The 23,205-nt window shown below is 56.4% G+C and carries 2 protein-coding genes; both read right to left on the bottom strand.

The features are described 5' to 3' along the window. Nucleotides 1–27 precede the first annotated feature (27 nt). The gene (locus ACJ8J5_RS02790) at nucleotides 28–16,074 is read right to left on the bottom strand and encodes an amino acid adenylation domain-containing protein (RefSeq protein WP_414104403.1); all 16,047 of its coding nucleotides are present in this window, start codon (nucleotides 16,072–16,074) and stop codon (nucleotides 28–30) included. Then, a complete protein-coding gene (locus tag ACJ8J5_RS02785; RefSeq protein WP_414104402.1) occupies nucleotides 16,074–23,204 on the bottom strand; it encodes an amino acid adenylation domain-containing protein in 7,131 nt (2,376 codons plus the stop codon). The genes ACJ8J5_RS02790 and ACJ8J5_RS02785 overlap by 1 nt, the downstream gene beginning before the upstream one ends. Between the last annotated feature and the right edge of the window lies 1 nt (nucleotide 23,205).

Genomic DNA, 23,205 nt, shown 5'->3' with positions numbered 1-23,205 from the left:
CTCAGGTATAGCGAACACGCTGCGCCATCAAGCCAGCGTCCAATGCCCTAACCACGAAGTCATTTTTTCCGCCATCATTGCCGCGCCTTCTCCCGCGTTCATCGTCAGGTGGTTCCCCGGAATTACCTGCACCTCGAAGCGGCCCAACACCCAGGGATGCCAGAACTTGCTTTGATTTTCAGGAAAATCTGCAATCACCTCACGGTGAGAGAAAAACAGCACATCACTCATCAACGCATGCGGGTGGTAACGCTGCATCATCACGTTATGCCGTTGCCAGGTGCTCAAGTAACGAGGTAAGAACGCCGAGGAAAAGAGCGTTTCGGCCGCAGTTCCTTTGGTGATCTCAGATAAATAATGGATTTTATCCGCCATTTGGGTCATCGCCTTCCAGGCATCCCAATCAATGTCCAGTGACACCAGGCCAAATGAAAGCAGGTAGTCCAAAATCTGTTCATCCGTCATGGCCGCAGGCAGATTTCCCTGTCCTGGGGAATCAATCATCACTACCGGCAGAGACACATGTTTTCCCTCTTGGTACTGCCGCGCCATTTCAAACGCGATAATACCGCCGAACGAAGAACCGGCCAGGCAACATTCGCCTCGCTCAAGATGCGGCTTCAGCAAAGCCAGATACTCTCCCGCCAATTGTTCGATGCTCTCGAAGGCGCCCGAGCCATTCAGCAGAGGTGAACGTATGGCATAAATCGTTCTGCTGCTTCCCAAGCATTGAGCCAACTCCCGGTAGAAATAGATGTCGCCGCCGATGGGGTGGATCAACACAAGTGGCATCATCCCCTCATCCTCACCGTCGCGCAGCTTCACCAAACCGCTTTCGCCCTGAGGCTTCGCTGTCGCATGAGCCTCTAGCGATTGCGCTATTTGCACGACGCTCGGCTGTTCCATGGCCATAAGCTCAAGACGTATACCGGTCATTTTTTGCAGGCGGCCAATCAGTTGCAATGCGCTCAGCGAGTCGCCGCCCAGTTCGAAGAACCCGCGCTGTGGATCGACCGACTCACACCCCAGAACCTCGTTGAACAACATTGCCACCCGTTGTTGCATATCTCCTTGGTGCACGGCTGCCTCCGCCGGAACCGGGGCCGGCCGCGAATGAGCGGGTGAATTCATCACACCGAACCAATGCCGCTGAGGCGCGAAAGGATATGCCGGTAGACGCAAAGACGCTTGCCCCGTACACCGCCAGAAACGCTCCTGGTTGATTTCCACACCTGACATATGCAGCACGCCAACGGAACGCCACAGCATCTGCGCAGCCTGCCGCTCATCCGTAGCGTTGCGCGGTGAAGAAACGACAACGGCCGCATTCCCCAATGCCGGATGGCGCGACGCCAACGTACTCAGAATTTGACGCGGCCCTACTTCCAGCAATACCCAGTTGTCATCGGCACGGCGTTCAAGCAAGGTACGCAGGCCGGCGTCATATTGCACCGTATGCCGCAGGTGCTGCACCCAATATTCGGGCTGACAAACCTGTTCCGCCGTTGCCCACTGGCCGGTCAAATTGGAGATAAACGGTAACTGCGGCTCGTTGAAGGCAATTTCTTGCAGCGCGGCCTTAAACTCTGCCAACACAGGCTCCAATAAACGCGAATGGAACGCGTGCGAAACCTTAACCGGATGGCAAGATACCCCTTGGGCGATCAAGCTCGCCTGCAAAGAGGCGATTGCCGACGCCGCGCCGGAAATGACACAGCTTCCCGAATCATTAACGACGGCGATATCGACGCCCAACGCGGCAGCCTGTTCGCTTACGCCCTCCGCCGACTGTTTGATAGCCAGCATCGCCCCCGGTGCGGTGTGCGCCAATAGCGCACCGCGTTTGAGCATCAACTTGAGCGCATCCTCCAGTGAAAATACGCCGGCGATACATGCGGCAACATATTCGCCCAGGCTATGACCAATCATCACCGTCGGCTCAACACCGAGGAAGCGATACCACTGCGCCAACGCATATTCATACACAAACAGCGCCACTTGAGTGATTGCGGTGTGGTGTACGCTCTCCCCGTTCGCCAATACGTCTTCCCGCGTTATTTCACCGCCCATCATCGGCTCGAGCAATGCGAGGCAACGATCGACCTCCACTCGGAATTGCGGTTCGGCGTCATATAACGCCTGTGTCATGCCGACGAATTGTGCGCCCTGGCCCGGGAACATAAAGGCCACCTGCGCCTCGAACGCAGGTCGGGCCATCGTTTCGCCCTTCTCGCGCAACCGCGCGACGACCGCTTCCCGTGAATCTCCGGATACCCACCGTTGGCATGCATAGCGGTGTCGCTGCGCCATCAGGGCATAGCCAACCGCCTCCATCGAATGCTCAGGATGCGTTGCCAAATGATCGGCCAAAGCTTCACTCATCCGTTCGAGAGCTGCGTCATCCGCCGCAGAAACGCACAGCATATTGCGCTGAGCGGACCGAGGTGCGGTTGTCGGCGTGTTCGGCGCCTGCTGAAGGATAACGTGCGCGTTGGTGCCGCCAATGCCGAAAGCGCTGACGCCGGCGGTGCGGAGCCCTGTGGCGCTTTCCCAGTTGCGGGTTTCAACATTCACATAAAACGGCCCTTCAGCCAGTTTTAATGCCGGATTCTCACGCTGCATATGTAGCGTGGGAACTAACGTGCGATGCTGCAGGCACAACGCCGTTTTAATCAAGCCGGCGATGCCTGCCGCGACATCCAAATGCCCCAGGTTACTTTTCACCGAGCCGATTGCGCAGGCGTGTTCCGCCTGTTGTCCGGCGAAGGCCGCTTTCAACCCGGCAATTTCAATAGGGTCGCCCAATGGCGTGCCGGTGCCGTGCGCTTCGACATAGGAAATGTCCGCCGGCGTGACATCGGCATCGGCCAATGCCTTGGCAATCACCGCCTGTTGACGGCTCTCGCTTGGCGCAGTGAATCCCATTTTATCCCGCCCGTCATTATTTACGGCCGACCCTTTCACAACGGCATACACAGCATCACCGTCCGCCAGCGCTTGCGCCAAAGGTTTCAGCACGACAATACCTACCCCTTGTCCTTCAATGGTTCCCGCCGCTTGCGCATCAAACGGACGGCAGTGACCATCAGGTGAGAAGATCATCCCTGGCTGGTACAGGTAACCACCGCGCGCTAATTGACCAATGGAGATACCGCCTGCCAATGCGACCTGACAGTCGCCCGCCTGCAAGGCGCGACAAGCCTGATGAACAGCGACCAGCGAGGATGAACAAGCCGTTTGGATCGTCATCGCCGGCCCGGTCAAATTCAACTTGTACGCCGTTTTTGTCGCCAGGAAGTGGGATTGGTTATGAATCATCAACTGGTAATGATCGATCAAATCAGCCTGCGGCATGTTCGGTAGAACAACGTCTCTTTCGTAGTTGCTGTTGCCGATGGCCGCATAGACGCCGATATCACCGGCAAAGCGCTGCGGATCGCAGTTCGCATCTTCCAAAGCATGCCAGGCGCATTCCAGGAAAATTCGCTGCTGCGGATCCATCAGACGCGCTTCCTGAGCCGTACAGCCGAAGAAATCGGCGTCAAAGCGATCGATATCGTCGAGCATCCCCTGGGCGCGAACATAATGCGGATGATCCAGCAGTGCGGAGTCAACCGATGCCGCCAGCGCCTCGCGCGAGTAATGCGTAATAAACGCCTCGCCATCGCATAACCGTTGCCAGAATGCCGCCAGCGTTTGCGCGCCTGGGAAACGGCCCGCCATCCCCACAATGGCGATATCGTCCCGGGCATTGATCGGCCCAGTCGTCGGTGCCGGCGCCGCTTCATGTTGGCGACCTTCGATATGCGCGGCAATGCGGGCAATGGTCGGCAGACGGAAGAGATCTATCAGACCGATTTTTTGCTGAACCTGGTCGGGTAACATGCCATAGAGCCGGGTCAACATGATGGAGTTCCCACCCAGTTCAAAGAACGAGGTATTGACGCCCACCGCCTCGCAACCGAGCAATTCTTGCCAGATAACCTGCAACTGCTTCACCAGCGGCGTAGCGATTTCGCTCTGCGCCGCTGGAGATGCCTCACCGGCGTCAACCGACGGCAACGCACGCACATCCAGTTTGCCGTTAGCGTTCAGCGGCAAGGCAGACAACGCAATCCAATAGGCAGGCACCATATAATCCGGCAGTTGTCGACCGACGTGTTCATTCAACTGCCCGGCGTTAATTTCGCCCTGCGCCACATAATAGGCAACCAACGCCTGACCGACGTTCCCATCCCCCGCCACTTGGCATATTTGCACGGTAACCTGCAAGATCGACTCGTGCTGCAATATAACCTGCTCAATCTCGCCCTTCTCAATACGATGGCCGTGCAACTTGACTTGCTGATCCTGCCGCCCAAGGAATGCTATTTCACGATTTGGCAAAATGCGTGCGCGATCGCCGCTGCGATACCATATCCCCTCAGCAAACGACAGTGAAACAAAGCGTGAGGCGGTCAGCTCAGGCTGGTTGTGATAACCCTCGGCCACGCCGCTGCCCCCGATATAGAGCTCGCCGATGGCCCCGACAGGCAAAGGTCTGCCGGCCGGGTCCAACACCAGACAACGTTCTCCCGGCAAAGGGCGGCCTATCGTTAAAACGCGATCCGTCGCGGCACGCCGATAATGTTTACCGGTTGACCAAATGCAGGTTTCCGTCGGACCGTAGACATTGACGAGCGCCGTGAAAACAGCCAGGGCCTTCTGCGCCAAATGCGGCTCAAGCTTTTCACCGCCGACCAGAAGTAAACATTCCTCGTCCCCCTGCAATACCGGTAGGACAATTTCCAGCATGCTGGGCGTTGACTGGATGAAATCGAACTTACGGCAATCCAGCCCAGTGACATGGTGAGTTCCCAAGGTAACGCAGCCGCCGCTCAATAACGGCAAACCGTATTCAAGACCGAAAATGTCGAAAACGGGGTTGGTCATGCTGTACGTTTTCAGCGCTTCCCTGCCCTGGAAGTACTGCTGCCAGAAACCTCGCAATGTGGCGAGCAGCGCCCCATGCCCCACGCTAACCCCTTTGGGTTTACCCGTCGTGCCGGACGTGTAAAGTATGTAGGCGGTCTTCTCCGCCGCAGGTGTGAACGTCGGCATCGTGGCCTGTTTGCGCCACAGCGCTTCTCCCGCGGTGCCGAACAAGGGAATAGACGGAATACCGTACTCGGCCCCTTCATCCCCAGACATCGTCAATACGGCGATAGCCTGGCTGTCACGCAGAATGAAATCGATACGCTCCTGCGGATAGTCTTTGTCCAGCGGCACATAAGCTGCGCCCAGTCGTCCTATCGCCAACAAGGCCATGACCGTCAAGACTTTGCTGTGCAGTCGCAAGGCAATAGGCGCGTGCGGCGTCTTCTCAAGGCGGCCGGCGATGAGATTGGCGAGTTGCGTCACTTCTGCGTCAAGCTGGGCGTAGCTCCAGCTGCGCTCGCCGTCACTCAGCGCCGGAGCGTCTGACCGGCTGCATGCGTAGTGCGCCAACACCTGCGATAAGGTGGCGGCATTCCCCGGCGCAGGAAGCAACAAGGGTTGCTCCGGCTCACAATAAACCGGAGCTATCGCCACCGTCTCCGTACTCGCGTCTTTCGCCATGTGGCCGACGATGTCCTTTAACAGTGCCATCGCTTGCCGCATCATCGCCGCATCAAAGTACTCCGCCGCATATTCCAGCTTAATCAGCAGAACGTCCGGCTCCTCCTCCACGCTGACGACCAATGGATAATCCCTCTGCTCATTGCGACCGACGAATTGATGACGCAGTTCGCGGTGGCGGTCTTCATCAGGCTGCGGGTAATTTTCATAAATGAACAACGAGTCAAACAGGCGCTGGCCCGCAGGCTGCAGATGAGCCAGATCGACCAGGCATCGGGTATTGGCTTCATTAATATCTTGCTGCAACCGATGTGCCTGCTGAATCAGAGGCACATCGCTTTGATGCTCCACCTTCAACGGTAGCGTATTGAGGAACATGCCCAGCGTGTTTTCGATACCATTCAACGGCAGCATCCTTCCCGCCACCACGGTGCCCACCACGGTCACGGCAGCACCGGAGTAGAGTGCGAGCACCTTGTGCCAGGCGTATTGCAGCAAGGCGTTCAGGGTCATGCCTTGGCGCTGGGCAGCTTCGAGCGCGCACCGGCGCTCTTCGGCGCTCAGTTCACAGCGGCAAATCCCTGCAGCAGAGACGCTCTTAATGGCTGCTAACGCCGATGACTCCGCATCCGGACGGCGCCATCCGCTCAGATCCGGCGAGGTGTCGACCGAGCTCAGGTAGTCGCGCCAGAAATCCGTGTCCCTATCGCGATGCCGTTGAATGTAGCGCTGCACTGAAGCAAAGAGATCCGGTCTGTCCGCCGGCTCACGTCCGTGAGAAAACGCCAGGTAAGCGTCATGCAGCGCCCCCACCAGCAGCGGACTGCTCCAACCATCGAGGATGGCGTGATGTACACAGAACAGGCAAGCGAAGTGATCATCCGCCAGTTTGACCAGGCAGACACGGTACAGTCCGCTTTGTTGGAGATCGAAGCTGGCCTGCTGCTCACTTTCCTGCAGCCTGTGCAAGGCGTGTTCCCGCTCTTCAGGCGACAGATGGCTGATGTCATGGACGTGCCAAGGGAAGCGCCCTTCATGATCCACGACCTGCACGATTTCACCGCGCCAATCGAACCGCAACCGCAGGCAGGAGAACTGCTGTTGCACCCATTGCCACGCCCGCTTGAACGTCTCGGGCTCGATCGCACAGTGATAATCCCAGCGCGTAGCCACGCGATACACCCGATCGGCGTCGCCAAAGGCCAGCGAATGGTGCAACATCCCTTGCTGCAGACTATTGGCCATGAAGACCGCATCAACCGCCTGCGCATGTTGCAGCCGATCCAGATGGGGTTGCGGGAGGGCGAAATCGACATCCGATTCGGTTAACCAACGCCAGGATGGCCAATTCATTGATACCAGGCCATCTTCCAACTCTCGAATAAGCCGCTGCGTCAACCAGGCCGCGTCATGCTCCCGCAGCCGGCTTTCGACCCGCAATTCAAGACGATCGCCAACGTTCAACACGACGATATCGATCAGATGCGTCCCTTCCTGGGAGGCATGGCGATGCAGCCCCACAAAGTGGTGATCCAGCGCCCAGTCTCCCGCCGCCTCCATCTTGCCCAGGTAGTTGATGCTGATGCCGTCCTCTTTCACCACGGGCAAACCACACAGGACACCGAAGTTTTCCGCCCGCTGCGACCAACGTCTCAGATTATTTTTCACCGCGAGCAAATGCTCCCTGGCATCGCGTTGATAGCTAAAGCGCACGGGATAACGACTGGTGAACCAGCCCATCGTCCTGGAGATATCCAGCGTTCGCTCATCCGCTTGCCGACCGTGCCCCTCAAACCATAGGCTAAAGGCGGTTTGTCCGGTCAAATCATGCAAAACGCGGCCAACCGCCCAGGCCACCATGTCCTGCGGCTGCATGCCGAACATGGCGAGGTGCTGCATCAAGCGACAGGATGGCCCTTCCCCCCACGCAAGGGCATGACGCGTCGTCGCGGTTCCGCCCAGCGCTTGCAACGCATGAACTTCGCTGCCCGGCAATTGCCCCAGCCACTCTTCACGTTCATGAGAGGTAATTTGCGCACGTTGCCGCAGATGGTTCACCCATTGGCGATAGCTGCTGGCCTTCTCCGGCAGCGTTTCCTCTTGGCTCAGGCGTCGTAAATCGTCGACGATCACCTGCAGACTGACCGCATCGACAATCAGGTGATGGCAAGCGACGAACACCCTGGCCTTGCCGTCCGCGTACCCTTCAAGAACGGCGAACGCGGCCAAAGGCCCGCTCTGCAGATCGAACGCCTGCTGCCAGTCGGCAAAACGCTGCAACAGCGCGGCGTCAAAATCCGGGTGGTCTTCCGGCAGCGACAATGCGCGAATGTCCAAAGCGTGGCATGGCGGCAGCGCAGCCTGCGGCTGGTAGCATTGACGCCATTCTCCCTGGGTATCTTTTTCGAAGCGCAGATTGAACGCGTCGTGCTGCGCCACGAGGCGCGGCAACAGGCATTGCAGACGGGCCATTGTCATGCCAGGCGCCACCAACAGCCCGTACTGGTTCCACTGCTGCGGATGCGGCAGATCATGTGCCAGGAACCATTGCTGGATGGGCAGCAGCGGAACTGCGCCGCTCAAGGCCCCTGTTTCGCGCTGCACGGTCTGGATGCCGCCAACGGTTTGACGGCCGAGCAGAGTGTCGTAGAACGATGCGATGGTGCGATACGTCAGCAACTCTTTCAGCGTGACATCCAGCTGCAATTCGCGCCTTAACCGCCCCGCCATTTGGATACTGGCGATACTGTCGATGCCCAACTGGAACAAATCCGCCTGGGTACTGAGTTCATCCGCCGGCACGTGCAGGATCTCGCCCCACAGCCGACACAGTTGATGTTCACGGTCGTCACGCGGCGGGCAATAAGTCGCCTGCTCTTCGGCTGCGGGTAGCGGCAAGGCGTTGCGATCCAGTTTGCCATTCGCCGTCAGCGGCAAGGCATCCAAAGCGATAAGATGCGCCGGTACCATATACTCCGGCAATTGTTCAGCCAGTCGCGAACGGAGCATTTTCTCGTCAGCGTTCGCTTCGCCGACGTAATAAGCCACCAGCATCGGTGCCGGCTGCGCCATCACCAGTGCCACGGCCTGGTGGATCCCGCCGCATTGCAGAAGCCGGCTTTCAATCTCCCCGAGCTCAATGCGATGCCCGCGCAGCTTGACCTGGAAGTCGTTGCGCCCCAGGAATTCGACATAACCTGCCGCATGCCAGCGCCCTAAATCGCCCGTCTTGTAGAGACGTCCGTGACGAGGGTGCGAAATGAAACGCTCCGCCGTGAGCTGTGGATTTCGCCAATAATTTAATGCCACCCCCATCCCGCCAAGATAGAGCTCACCGGTCACGCCAACCGGACACATCTGCCCCTGCGGATCCAAAACATAAAGCGCCTGATGAGGCATCGCGGTGCCATAAGGGATGGAGCGCCAGGCCGGATCGATCGCCTCTATCGGGTACCAAACGGACCAAATGCTGCCCTCGGTCGCCCCGCCCAGGCTGATGCAGTCAGCGTGCGGCCAAAGTGCGCGCAACGTCTCTGGCAGATTCAGTGGGATCCAATCACCGCTCATTAAAAATGCGCGCAGCCTTGGCAGTGAGCATCCCTGCCGTGCCACGGCATCGGCCAGCAGCCCGGCAAGTTGTGGAACGCTGTTCCAGACGGTGACTTCACGCTCAGCAAGCAGCGGCAACCACCGCTCCGGATCTTTTACGCTCTCTTGAGCCGGTAAGACGATCTCCGCACCGACGCTAAGCGCGCCGAAGATGTCATAGACGGAGAGATCGAAGCTCAATTCAGACAGCGCGAACAGGGCATCTTCAGCGGTCAGCGAGAGGCGTCGATTTACCGCTTGCAGCGTATTCACTGCGCCACGGTGATCGATGGTGACCCCTTTTGGCCGCCCGGTGGAACCGGAAGTGAAAATGACATAGGCCACATCGGCGGCGCTGACGTGCGGCAAGCCGAAACACGGTGGCAAAGCGGTCGCCTCATCCAGCATATCCTCGATGACCAGCAGTTGATAACCCGCTTCGCTCAGTGTCCGGATATCCGCACGCGCCGACTGTGCCCGGGTCAGCCAGAGCTGTTCTACACCGGCCTGTTGTAAAATATCGGCGATGCGCCCCGCCGGCCACTCGACATGCAACGGTAGATAGCCCTTGCCGGCCTTCATGATCGCCAGACAGGCACAGACCTGGGCGTAGCTTTTTTCCGCCAATACGGCAATCAGCGGCGCAGATGAGCCCATCCCCTGCTGCGCCAACGCATCGCTGTCTTGTTTCAATTGGCCATAGGTCATGCCGATCGCCGCTTCCCCGTCATACACCGCGATCGTTTCTCGATGCCGTGCTTGCGTCGCCAACAGATCGAACGCGCTGAACAGGGTTTCTTCACTGAGAGGCTGAGTGACGGCATTTGCCCGCTGCATCATTTCTCTTTGCGCTTCAGGCAAATAGTTTTCGCATCCCACCGGCGTTTCCCAAGGCTGCTGCGCTAATAGCGAGATCAGACGGCAATAGGCGCGATTCAGATGCGCAATGGTTTCTTCATCAAACAGCTGGTCGACATAAAGCCACTTGCTCATAAAGCGGCCATCGACTTCAATAGCCTGCAGGTCGATCCAAGCCTGAGAGGTTTGCGCACACCAATATCGCTGCTCGCGCACCTCGCTGTCTTCCAGATACGCCTGTTTATCCCAATCGCCGGTTTGTTGCCCTACGACGCCAGTGAAGACCAACGGCGACACCGCCGAATGGCGATCCAGGCCGTGCAGTTTCACCAGATCGCGCTGCACATCCAACCCACTGTACAACGCATGCTGAATGTCGTCCCACATGCGCTTATGCGTCGTCTCGATGGTGGTGAACAGATCCTCGCCGGCATCGCGAAAGTGGAACAGGTTGGTCGAGGTAAAATCACCCAAAATGTCGTTTACGTCCTCGCAAACCGCGTAGCGGTTGAACAGCGTCATGGTAATGAGAAACTCGCTGTTGCCGGAATATCGCGCGATGAGGTAGCCATAGAGGCTCAGCAATACCGACGAGTATGAGACCTGATAATGCTGCGCTTGCCGTTTGAAATCCTGCCAAATTTGTTTGTCTATATATAGCGTATGCTCTGCAAAGCGCGGGTGTTCAACCGTGGCCGACGGCACCTTGAGCGGTAAGTTTGGCCGCAGCGGCATATCGGCCAGCTTGTCCTGCCAATAAGCGCAATCTCGTTGATACCAACGGGAAGCCTTCAGATGGGCCAGATGCTCCTGGTAGTCTTTGAAGTTCACGGTTGCCAGCGGCGGCAAGACATTTCCCCGATACAGCGCATTAAGCAGTTGATACAGCGCCAGACGGCTTTGCACATCCAGCAAAATCAGATCGAGACTGATATGCAGCACGTCGCGATCGCGCAGCCGGCTGATTTCAAAAGTGAACAACGGGAAACGGTCGACCTGATAGACCTGATGGGACAGACGCTTGCGCACGCGCGCCAGCGCGGTAGCCTCATCGTCGAGGCGCAGGTCATTCACCGCCAAGGCATAATGGCCGGCCTGCGACACCGAAATGAAGCGCTGAGTCATGCTTTCCGCGTCATACACGGTGCGCAGCACCGGACAGAGGGCGATCAATCGGTTAATCGCCAGCTCCAGACGTTCGTCATCAAGGCGCGGATACACGAACTCGTTGTAGATGTGGTTGGCGACGTTGCCGATCTCATAGTTTTCAAAGCGCCCAACCAGATAGGCTTTCTGAATCTCGGTCATGGCAAAGCAGTCGCCGTTTTCGGCACCGCCCTGCAGAGGTAAATGCTGTAAGTCGCGTTCATCCGCAACATTGATGAAATCGCCAAGGCCGTATTGGGTTCTTCCCTGCCGTTCACAGCACGCTATCAGCGTGTCTATAGCCGCCTCCCAGGCCTCCAGCAACTGTTGATTTTGCTCACCGGACAGACCGCTGACGACTTCGAGCTGCAACCGACCTTGCTCTATGTAGCTAAAGAGCGTAATACCGAAAGGCAAGCCGTTGTCAGGATGGCGCGTCTCACCGACCGGCGACATGACCAGCGCCCAATCCTTTTCATCCGGCGAAGTCAGCTGTCCCAGGTAGTTGAAACAAAGATTGGGCAGCGGCAACCCTAGCTCACGGGCAAACGCGCCAAATCCTACGCCTTGATGAGGCACGCCGCGCAGTTGCGCTTTGGCCGCCTGCAAACGCATTGCCGGATCGGGAGAGGATGAGAGCGCACAGGGATAAAGTGATGTGAACCACCCGACGCAACGATGAACGTCCAGAGTAGCATCAATCTCTTCGCGTCCGTGCCCTTCAACGGTGACATGGGTCAGCTTTCCGTTAAACCAGTGAGCGAGCATGCCGTCTGCACACGCCAGCAAACATTCGTCGACTTTCGCATTGAAGGCACGTAAACCCTCGGTTTGCAGCGCCTGCGTCACTTTTATTGATAACGCGAGGCGGCTGCATGCCATCGTAGCGCCGCGCGCAGCCGGCAACGCAACGGGGCGGTAGTCCGCCATCCTGGCCCGCCAGTAAGACGCCTCTTCCGCGTGATTGGCACAATATTGCTCGAAGTGCTCAGTCCACTGACGATAACTCGTTCCCTTATCTCCAAGGCTTTCACCGTGGTAGGCGTTCGCCAGATCGCGGGCCAGAATGCCCCAGCTGACGCTATCGAGCACCAAATGGTGGCAAGCGCAGAAAATACGGGCTCGCCCCTCGTCGAACCCCGTGACATAACCAAAACGATAAAGCGGCCCGTCGGCCAGATCGATATCGCTTTGCCATTCGGTCAGCACGGCGGACAGGGCCTCTTGCCATTGCGGTGCCGAGCGTTCGACATGATGACACCGCAGTTCGATGGCGTCCGGCATCGGTTGATAGCCTTGGCGCCAATGCGACGAATCCTCAGACGTAAACGTCAGGCGTAGCGCATCGTGATGTTGAATCAATGCGTGCAGCGCTTCGCGCAGGCGTTCGACGTCCAGCGCCGGCACATCCAGCAGAAACGCCTGGTTCCAATAATTCGGATAAGGGAATGCGCAGTCAAAGAACCAGCGTTGGACAGGCAGCAGCGGCAGCTCGCCAACCAATACGCCCTGCTCCCGTTTGCCTTCAATCATCACCTGCTGCTGATGCTGAGCGAGACGTAAATGGAGTGCATGCACGGTTTTGCTGGCGAACACGTCTTTCACCCGGATCGATACGCCCATCGCCTGGCGCAATTTGCTCACCAGCTTGATCGCCATGATGCTGTCCAGCCCCAACTGATACAGGTTAGCCTCACAGCTGAAATGCGCTTCATCGATCCCCATCATTTCCGCAACAATGGCGGCGATCTGCGCTTCCCTCTCCGACTGCGGTGCGACACGTTCCTGTACGACCGGCAGAGACGGTTCAGGAAGCGCACGCCGATCCAGTTTGCCATTCACCGTGACGGGCCATTCTTTCAACCAGATAAAGGTCTCCGGCACCATGTACTCGGGCAAGGCGGCGGCAAGAAAGTGTTGTAGCGTCGCCTCCGGCAACGGTGCCTGCGCCGTGTAATAGGCCACGAGGCGGGGATGGGGCTGTTGATAAACCAGCGCCACCGCCTGGCGCACCAAGTCAAACGCTTCGAGACGCTGGGCGATTTCACCCAACTCAATGCGATATCCGCGTATTTTCACCTGAAAATCATTGCGGCCAACATAAACGATTTGCCCATCATTCCGCTGATACACCAAATCACCGGTTTTATACAAACAGGCATAGTCATCCGCCCGCTCATCCCATTCGGTGCAATACGGATTGACGATGAATTTCTCCGCCGTCAGCGCCGCTTTATTCAGATAGCCGCGCGCCAGTCCGACGCCGGAAAGGTAGAGTTCACCCACCGCACCGGGCGGCAAAAGCCGCTGCCCTTTGTCCAGGACCAACACTTTCATGTTATCAATCGGCCGCCCGATCAGGACGTTATCTATATCCGGATCGTTACAGTCGAAATACAGCACATCGATGGAGGCTTCGGTTGGCCCATAAAGATTGTGCAGGGCGATATGAGGCAAACACTGCTTAATCCCTTTGACCTGGGTCAGTTTGAGCTCTTCACCGCTGCAGAACACGTAGCGCAAGCTCGGCAAGCTGACGTTTCGATCGCGTTGAATGCCCTGTAATGTCTCGGTAAAAGCCGCCAGCATGGATGGCACAAAATGCAATACGGTGATGGTTTCGCGCTCGATCAGCTCAATCAGATAATCCGCGTCCTTGTGGCCATCCGGATCGGCAAAAACGATGTTGGCGCCGTAAAGAGAGGCCCAAATCAGTTCCCATACGGAGACGTCAAAAATGTACGGCGTTTTTTGTAACACCCGATCGGCTGCCGTCAGCGGATAGGATTTATTCATCCATTGGATACGGTTGATCAAACCGCGGTGCGTGCACATCACGCCCTTGGGCTGCCCTGTGGTCCCGGAGGTATAGATGACATAGGCCAGATCGTTCGGTGATATCTGACGCGCCATGTTTTCATCGCTCAACAACTCAAGCTCGTGGCGCAGCGATTCATCATCCAACACCACCAGCCGCCGCCCTGGCGCCGCCACCCGGTGTCGGTAGGCCTGATGGCAGATAATTACGTCGGCCCGGCTATCCTGTAGAATGTAATAGAGACGATCGTCGGGGAATGCCGGGTCGACAGGCAAATAGGCGGCCCCCAATTTCAGGATCGCCCAAATACCGACCAACAGCTCGACGCTGCGATCCAGACACAGCGCAACGCAGGCGCCATGCCCCACCCCACGTGACGATAAGGCGGCCGCCAACTGATTGGCTTGTAGATTCAACTGGCGATACGTCAATTGCCGATGCCGATCCGCACAGGCGATATTGTCCGGCGTCAGCGCTACCTGCGCTTCCAATAAAGACGCGATATGCTCATCTTCTGAATAATCGCAGCGCGTGTCATTCCATTCAGACAGCACCTGCCGACGCTGGGCTGGCGTGATTAAATCGATTTGTTCGAGCGGCGTCTCCCAGGATTGCCGATCAAACTGGCCCAGCGCATAAACTAACGCCTCGAGAATATTGCGAACGTAGTCCTCTTCGTAACGATTCTCCGCCGCGGTTAACGTGAAATCGATTTGACCGTCTCGTTGAGCGGCAAATAAGGACATGCCAAACTTTTCCGCCAGATCGGGATAAGGCTCCAGACGATATTCCACGCCGGGGACGGCGATATCGCCGTTTTCAAAGTTATGGAAGGTAAATAGCAGCTGAACCAGTTCATTGATGCGCACCGCGCCACCGTCGATCTCCGGCGCCAAGTGCCCAATGTTCACCCACGGATGTTCCTGCAACTGCAAAATATCGTGCTGAATGCTTTTGACATTGCTCAACACGCTTTGGTCTGCGCGCAATGCGGCGATGACCGGCAGGGTGCTGATAAACGGCCCAATGGCTCGGCTGAACGCCTCGGGGCGATTCATCACTGTCAGTCCAATAGGGAAATCGCTGTCCTGGCCGCTAAAGGTCCGTAATACATGGGCGAACGTCGTAAACAACAGAGAATAGAGCGTCAGTCCCCGTTCGCCGCATGCCTGCGTCAAACGCTCGACAACCTCCGACGTCAATCCTGCCTGCACGGCAAAGGCACGATTCTCCACGCCAGAGAGATGGCGCTGTCGCAATGCCGGCGGTTCCGCCTGATTCAAACGGGCGGCCAACGATGTTCTGAACGCCTGAACATCATCTTGCCGCACCCGCCACTGTTGATATGCGGAGTAATCCAGGTACCCCGCTTCAGGCTGCGCCGATACAGACGGTGTGGCGTACGCACTCAACAGTTGATGAGCAAAATGCTGGACGGAAGGGGCATCAGACAGCATATGATGGTGAACGCACGCCAAAACGGCCTCTTGCGTCTCAGCCCGCACCAGCAGCACAAAGCGCGCAAACTGCCCTTCCGGCATAGGGAAGGTTTGTTGTGCCAACGCCCGTTTCTTACTTTCCAGCTCGGACCAGGAAATCCTTTCTACTTCCAGTGCAAACTGCTCAGGCGCCAGAAAAACGCGCTTCATATCGCTATCAATCGACTGACGCAACAGGGGCTGATGCCGTAAAAAGGTTTGCAGCGCGTTTCGCAACCGCGCGATATCCACCTGCGGCAATCCAATGAACAAAGGTACCGTATAGGTATACGGCAAGCCGTCGATGTCGCTTTGCAGATACATGCCTTGCTGAATTGAGTCCAGCGCAAGTGGCCAGCTACTTGGCGGTAGCCTCAGAAAAGACGTTTCCTTCGCGAATTGTTCGCTGGTCACGCCATTGTCCTGTAACAGCGCCAACAATTCGTCTTTGCGTGCCGCCACTTCAGCCTTCAGATCGGCATCAAAGCCGATATCCTTGTCGACAGAAAAACCCAACCGATCGTCCGCTTTAGCCCACAATAAAATGTTATTTTTTTTCAGGTTGTTCAATAAATCCGTCAACATCATTACAGCGCCCCTTCTTCTCTGCCGTTGCCACAAGGTTGCCCGGCGACCCACGCCGCCATTTCCTGAATCGTATTGTTGTTGTAGAGGTCTTCCAGACGCATCTCGGTTCCCGTCGCGAGGTTGATCTTGCGTACCAGTCGCATAGCCAGAAGCGAATTCCCCCCTTGAGTGAAGAAGCTTTGGTCACAACCGATTCGCTCTTCACGCTTGTCCAGAAGCTCCGCCCAAAGTCGGCGCATCCGTATCTCATCATCGCTGCGCGGAGCCAGACATTCGCAGTGCTTGACGACTTTCGGCAAGCGTGATGTATCGACCTTACCGTTGTTAGACAAGGGGATTTCCGGGATCAAAGTAACGTGCTGCGGCAACATATAGTCCGGCAAACGACGCGCCAAATGCCGTCTGATCGCCTGGGTCATCGAGACAGTGAGCGCAGGAACGTCAAAGACCGGTTCATCCTCGGCCCGCGCATACCCTATCGCCATGCTGCACAACGTGTCCTCGGCCGGCGTGACGCCAAGAATGCAGCCGCCAATTCGCCGCTGGGCGGCGAGCGCGCCAAATCGCTGCATCATCCAGCCACTGGCCTGATAATGGCACGCGTTCTTAGCGCCATGGACCTGCAACAACACCTGAGACGACTGCAACACCCCGTACACGTCTGATGATTCGGCCAGCACGGAGGTCTCACCGAGGCAATAGTGTCGCCCTGACGCGCGAGCGACATAGGTTCCCCCCTCGTTTTCCATCACGCTGAAATCGACGCTGACTTGCGGTGGTGAAGTGACGGCGCAAACGCCGAGGTGGATCCGACACGCTAATGCCCCCTCGTCAGGTGAAACGGCGTCAGCGGGCTTGACGTAATAAGCGACGCCCAAAGACTGGAGATGCTCAGTCAGCAAGGCCAACATGTGGCCGACTTCTATCTGCGCCAAAGCGAATGCGCGCTCGGCATATAACGCGGTGATGGTTTCCCACCGAACCACCAAGTCCAGATAAGGCCCGGTGTGTTCTCCCGACGCTTCTGCCTGGTACAAATGCTGTTCCAGCGGATGGTAGTAGTAATAACCCGCGGCATATTCTCCCATCGCCGCCGGGAGCCCGAGATACACTTGCACCGCATAGAGGCTGCTGGCCGAAGGATAGCGATATTTTGGCAACGCGCGCTGCGGCGAACGGAAAGCGGCGCATACGGCCAACAGCCCGGCCAAAGACGCAGGCGGCAGCGCGCTTCCCTCTTGCGCCATCTGTTGCGTCAACCACCCCGGCAGCGCTTCGTACAGACTGCTGATGGTTTCGGCGGATAACGCCTCCGCGGTAAACTGGCGAGTGCTCTTGCGGGCACGGTAAACCGCTTCATCCAACGGATAGGGTATCGCTCGCGAAGGTTGCAGATCTTGACGTAACGCCGGCAGCGAAAGCACGAATGCGTCGCGGTTAGCAAAATAGAGCGGCACCGGCTGTTGCGCCTCGGGAACAACGTAAGCCATGAGGTCACCCTCGCTGAGCCGCACGATCGTCTGCCGGATCCCAGGTAATTGGCTCAAGTTATTCTCGATATCCTCCAGCTCCACGCGATAACCGTTAAGCTTGACCTGGGCATCTCTTCGGCCGAGGAACTCGATATAGCCTTCCGCCGACCAGCGGCCCAGATCGCCGGTTTTGTACAGGCGTCCATAGGTTGGATGATAAATGAAGCGTTCTCGAGTCAGCGTTTCAGCCTGCCAATATCCCTGAGCAACGCCGAGCCCACCGATATGTATTTCTCCGGTTACACCGAAAGGACAAGCACTCCCCCACTCATCCAGCACCCACATCTGTTGATTCGGCATGGCGACGCCATAAGGAATGCTTTTCCACCTCGCGTCTACCCGATCGATTTCATGCCAAATGGACCAGATGCTGCCCTCCGTCGCGCCCCCCAGGCTCACCATCTTGCTGTCTGGCGATTGGGTTTTCAGGCGATGAGGCAAATTGAGCGGCAACCAATCGCCGCTCAACAGGAACAGCCGTAACCGGGTTAGCGCCTGCGTCGCAGGTTCGACTTCGTCAACCAGCAGGCCCGCTAATTGCGGCACCGAGTTCCAGAGGGTCACGTTATGTCGGCGCAGCGCGGCCACCCAAGCTTGCGGCGCTTTGGTCTCACGCTGGGAAGGGATCACCACACCGCCCCCCACGGCCAACAAGCCAAACAGATCGTAAACGGACAGATCAAAGCTCAACTCGGACAGCGCCAGTATCCGGTCTTCCCGACCGACCGACCAACGTTGGTTAACAGCCAGGATGGTATTGACCGCCCCCTGGTGATCGATCGCTACCCCTTTCGGTTTACCGGTAGAGCCAGAGGTAAAAATAATGTAGGCCAGATCGTCAGTCCTGACGATCGGCCAGGCAACCTCCGTCGACGCACGTTCCTGCGCCGGCGCCACTATCTCGTCGAACACCAAAATCGTGATATCCGAAGGCAACGCCGACAGCTCATGTGCCAGGTCATGACGCTGCTGAGCAGAGAGCAGCAAGATATCGCACCGGGCTTGCTGCAGAATGTCGCGTATGCGCTCCCATGGCCATTCGATGTGCAACGGCAGATAAGCGCCGCCGCTTCTCATGATCCCAAGGGTTGAGACGGCCTGCGCATACCCTTTCTCCAGCAGAATAGCGGTAATACGTCCCTTTTCGCCCTTGGTATGCCGCAATAGCGCACGCCCCAGCGTGTTGCTGTCCTGTTCCAGCCTGGCGTAGGTAAAGTGGCGTTCGCCTTCGGTTTCGATCACCGCAATGCGCTCGGCCGTTTGCGGCGTTTCCAGACTGGAAAGGAACAACCCGTGCAGCGTTTGCTCCGACACCGTACTTTGCGTGGCATTCCAGCGCATGACCGCTTCCGCATGTTCCGCCGGCAGTTCAGGCTGCGGGAATGACATGGTTTCCCAATCGTGTTCTGCCACCCATCGAATCAGAGAACAATAGCCTTCGTGCATGGCCTTGATGGTTTTCTCATCAAATAATTGTTCGACATAATCCCACTCGGCAACGAACCCTTCATCGTTTTCGTAGGCTTTATGGTCGAGCCACACCTGAGACGTTTGGGAGATTGCGTATTGAACGCCGCGATATCCTTCATTAAGCGGCAATTCAAACATGCTCGCTTTATTGTTCATGCCAAGCACGCTGGTCAGCACCACCGGCGCGATAACCGTATTGGCGGGCAGATTCCGCCGCTGTTTCAATAAACGCTGTACGTCAATGCCGTCAAATAAATTATTATCGACGTCATTAAGCAAGGTGCGGTGGATAGCCGATAGCTGTTCGCTCATCGCAACGCCATTTTGACGTTGGTAATTGAACAGGCTTAAAACGGTAAAATCGCCAATAATTTGCTCGACCTGAGAATGTAACGGCAAACGGTTGAACAGCGTTAAATTAAGGCAAAGGCTCTCTTGACCAGACCAATAACATAACGTTCTGCTGTAGAGCTCAAGGATCAGAGCGGTCGGACTAATATTGAAGCGCTGGCATTTGTCGACGATCTTTTGCCAACTCGACATGGGTATCGTCGCAGACAAACGCCGGAAGCTCGGCTTATCGATCCTGGCGGGATGCGCGGCCAGCGGCAATCCGACCTCCAGCGTATAATCATCGATTTTCTGCAGCCAATATTGCTGCGCCCGCTCAAATAATGCGCTGCCGCGCAGGCGCTCGTACTGCAGCTGATAATCGCGGTAGCTGATATCCAGCGGCGGCAGCGCCAGATTTTCGTCGTGATATAACGCAATCCACTCGCCGAATAATATTTCAAAACTGGTCATGTCAATGATAATGGCATCAAAGCTGACATGCAGAAGGTATTTCCCTTGATACTCGCTCAGGAAAATATCGAACAGCGGATAACAATCCGGTTTGTAAACCTTGTGCGAGTACTCGGCGCGCAAAGCCAATAGCTCGTCTTCATTTCTCAGGGGGTGGTAGCCTATTTTGTAATGCGCTGCCGCACTTAAAAATCGCTGTTCTCCCTCTTCAAATACGGTGCGCAACGCAGGATGGCGTGCAATAAGTTGATTATAGGCACGCTCCAATTTTTCGTGATCAATATGGTCGAAAACAAATTCATTATAAATATGGGTAGAGACCTCGCTGAGATCGAAACTTTTCATTCGTCCCAGATAATAAGATTGCTGAACATTATTCAGCGGGAAAGGATGGTACAGATGGGTCTCATCACATTGTGCAATCTGGTAGTCTTGGTAAAGAAAACTGCCGCGCCCGGCGGCCACCAATGGCGTTAACCTGGCCACATTTTTTCTTTCGAAAATATCTTTAACTTTCAGATCGCACTGAAGCGTACCGTTTATGCGATTTACCAAGCGAATGGCCGACAGGCTGTTGCCTCCCAAAGCAAAAAAGTCGTCGGTAATGCCGATTCGTCCGCTTTCGCTCCCCAATACATCCTGGAATAGCTGGCACAGGCATCGCTGGAACTCGTTTCCCGGCGCTACGTAATGCGCTTTATCTTGCGCTTGTACCTGCGGCAAGGCTTTACGATCCACTTTGCCATTCATATTCAAGGGGATCTCAGGCAGGTACATATAAGCGCTGGGGAGCATGTAGTCCGGAAGCAGCGTCACCAGATAATCCTGCAGTTGCTGGCGTGCCACCGGCGATTTGGCCTGATAATAGGCAACCAGGAACGCCTGTTGTTCTTCCTTGGCCGGCTGTAAATTTACAACAACCTGCTGCATCCCGGGGTAGGTTCGCAAAACCGACTCTATTTCACCCAGTTCGATCCGATGTCCCCGCAATTTTATCTGGTTATCCCATCGGCTGAGGTATTCAAATCTGCCGTCGGGCAAACAACGCACGCGATCGCCCGTCTTGTACATGATGCGACCGAACCAGGCTGACGGCGTGCTGGAACATATGTTCGACAAAAAGCTTGCTTGCGTCTGACGCGCATTGCCGTAGTAACCGCGTGCAACGCCCAACCCCGAAATATACATTTCCCCGATCACGCCGGGAGGAAGTAAACGCCGCCGTTCGTCCAAGATAAAGCACTGGGTATTCGCCAGCGGGCGCCCAATGGTGACGCTATCAACCTCAGGCAACAGTTCATCCGCGGTAGACCAAACCGTCGTTTCGGTTGGCCCATACACATTCCACGCACGCTCGGTGTTTTCTGACAACCAACGCGCCACCGCATGCGGCACCGCTTCCCCACCGCACAATGCCCGAACGGGTAGCGTTGTCTCGGCATATTGCTGCGCGACCTGATGCCAAAAAGAAGGCGTCCCCTGCATCAGGCTCACGGAATGACTCGCGATAAAGTGCGGCAAGTCATTATTCGCCAACAACGTCTTCTGGTCGGTTAATACCACCGTGGCGCCAAACATGAGCGGCATAAATATTTCCAGAGTTGAAATATCAAATGCCAACGTCGTGATCGCCAGAAAACGATCCTGATGCGTCACAGACATGCGTCGAGAAATATCGCTGGCGATATTCACAAAGCTGCGATGTTCTACGGCAACCCCTTTAGGCTTACCTGTCGTTCCCGAGGTGTAAATAATATAGGCCAATGCTGAAGCCTCAGCCTGGGAGGGGAATTCGTTGCAACCGTCGGCCCCAGCGAAAGGAGAAGCGGCATATTCACGCCAATCCAAATAACTCAGCCCTTGCGGCAGGCTGCCAGCTGACTGAGCATGCGCACCGATGATTAACGCCGGCTGGGCATCGGCCAAAATAGAATAGGTCCTCACTACGGGCGCATTTTTGTCGATCGGAATATAGGCGCATCCCAGCTTAAGCACGGCCATCAGGCATACTGCCAACTCCGCCTCACGCGGCATCATCAAGGCAATTTTGTCGCCTGCCGCTACCCCATATTGCCGTTGCAGATAGTCGGCCAGGCGACTGGCCTGTTGCTGCAGCATTCGATAACTGAGCGTTTCATTTTTCGTTATCACTGCAGGGTGATCGTTAAGCGCCCTTGCCTGTTGTTCAAACATCCCGACGATAGTCTGTCTCGGATATTCACATTGCGTGGCATTAATTTTCGCATAATAACGTTGGTAGCTATTTTCAGACACGCCGGTCAACGCATCTATATCCCCTTCATTACGCATGAATGTGGCGAGCGCCGCCATAAACTCATCGATATTTGCGGCTACAACGTCGAAAAAGGGGTTTTCGCCGTAAAATTGCAAACTGAGCGTACAGCGCGTGCTGTTCCATACGATCCTGATCGGGGCCACTGCCGCGTCGACATCCCCCTCATCCATGATGACATCTACGCCAACCACAGATAAAAAACGGCCGTCATGATGGGATTCGTAGAATGGGTTCGCCGGGTCCCCCTGCAGTACCCGCACTAACCAAGGAGAGAGCTCGGCGTATGTTTCCGTTCCGTTGAGTAACCGTAATACTTTGCTGCTGCGTTGCCTATCTTGCAATTGCAGAGCATAAAGCCCAGGCCGCCGTGCGTTGAGCAGAAACTGCAACTGGAAAGCCAACAGCAAAGCCTGTTGCGGCTGCGCAACGCCATCGATGGTCCGTTGAACCACTGCAGCATCGTTAACGGCAGACACTTCATCCCTCAGGTTGAAGCAGCCATAACGCGGTTCATCGTTTTCCAGCGCTCGCTGCTCTTGCTGTACCCTCTGCTGGGCAACCAGCCAATCCGTAACTCGGTTTGGCCCTTCAGGCAGAGCAATATCCAGATCTTTCGCCTCACGGCTGAGCATGACCACGCCATCGATGAACAACTCGCCCAACACCGTCTGCGACAACGCTCGGCGGGCTTCCCGCCACGGCAGCTCACGCTCAGCTAACGCCCTGATATTCCCGTCTTCTTCAGCATGAATCTGGAACAACACATTTTGTCGATCGGCGAAAACGGCTAACCGGACGATGGGGCCTCTCACCGAGGCGCTTTCTTCGAGACAGAGCTCATAGTCGATACGCTGATCGCCAACGTCGGAATAGCAAAAGAGGTTGTGCTGCGAACCTGTCCAGCGCGTTCGCTCAGCGTCGCTCAGACCGATTAAGTAGACAAAGTGGCCGGCATCCAGCAAGTAACGGACAATATGGCTGCGCAACGGTTCTACGGTGTGGTTGACAAGAATGTTCAGAATCTTCATG

The sequence above is a fragment of the Serratia sp. CY43202 genome, assembly GCF_052168755.1.
Lineage (GTDB): Bacteria > Pseudomonadota > Gammaproteobacteria > Enterobacterales > Enterobacteriaceae > Serratia > Serratia bockelmannii.
Note: the sequence above shows the minus strand (reverse complement) of the source record. Positions and strands in the feature narration are given on the sequence as shown.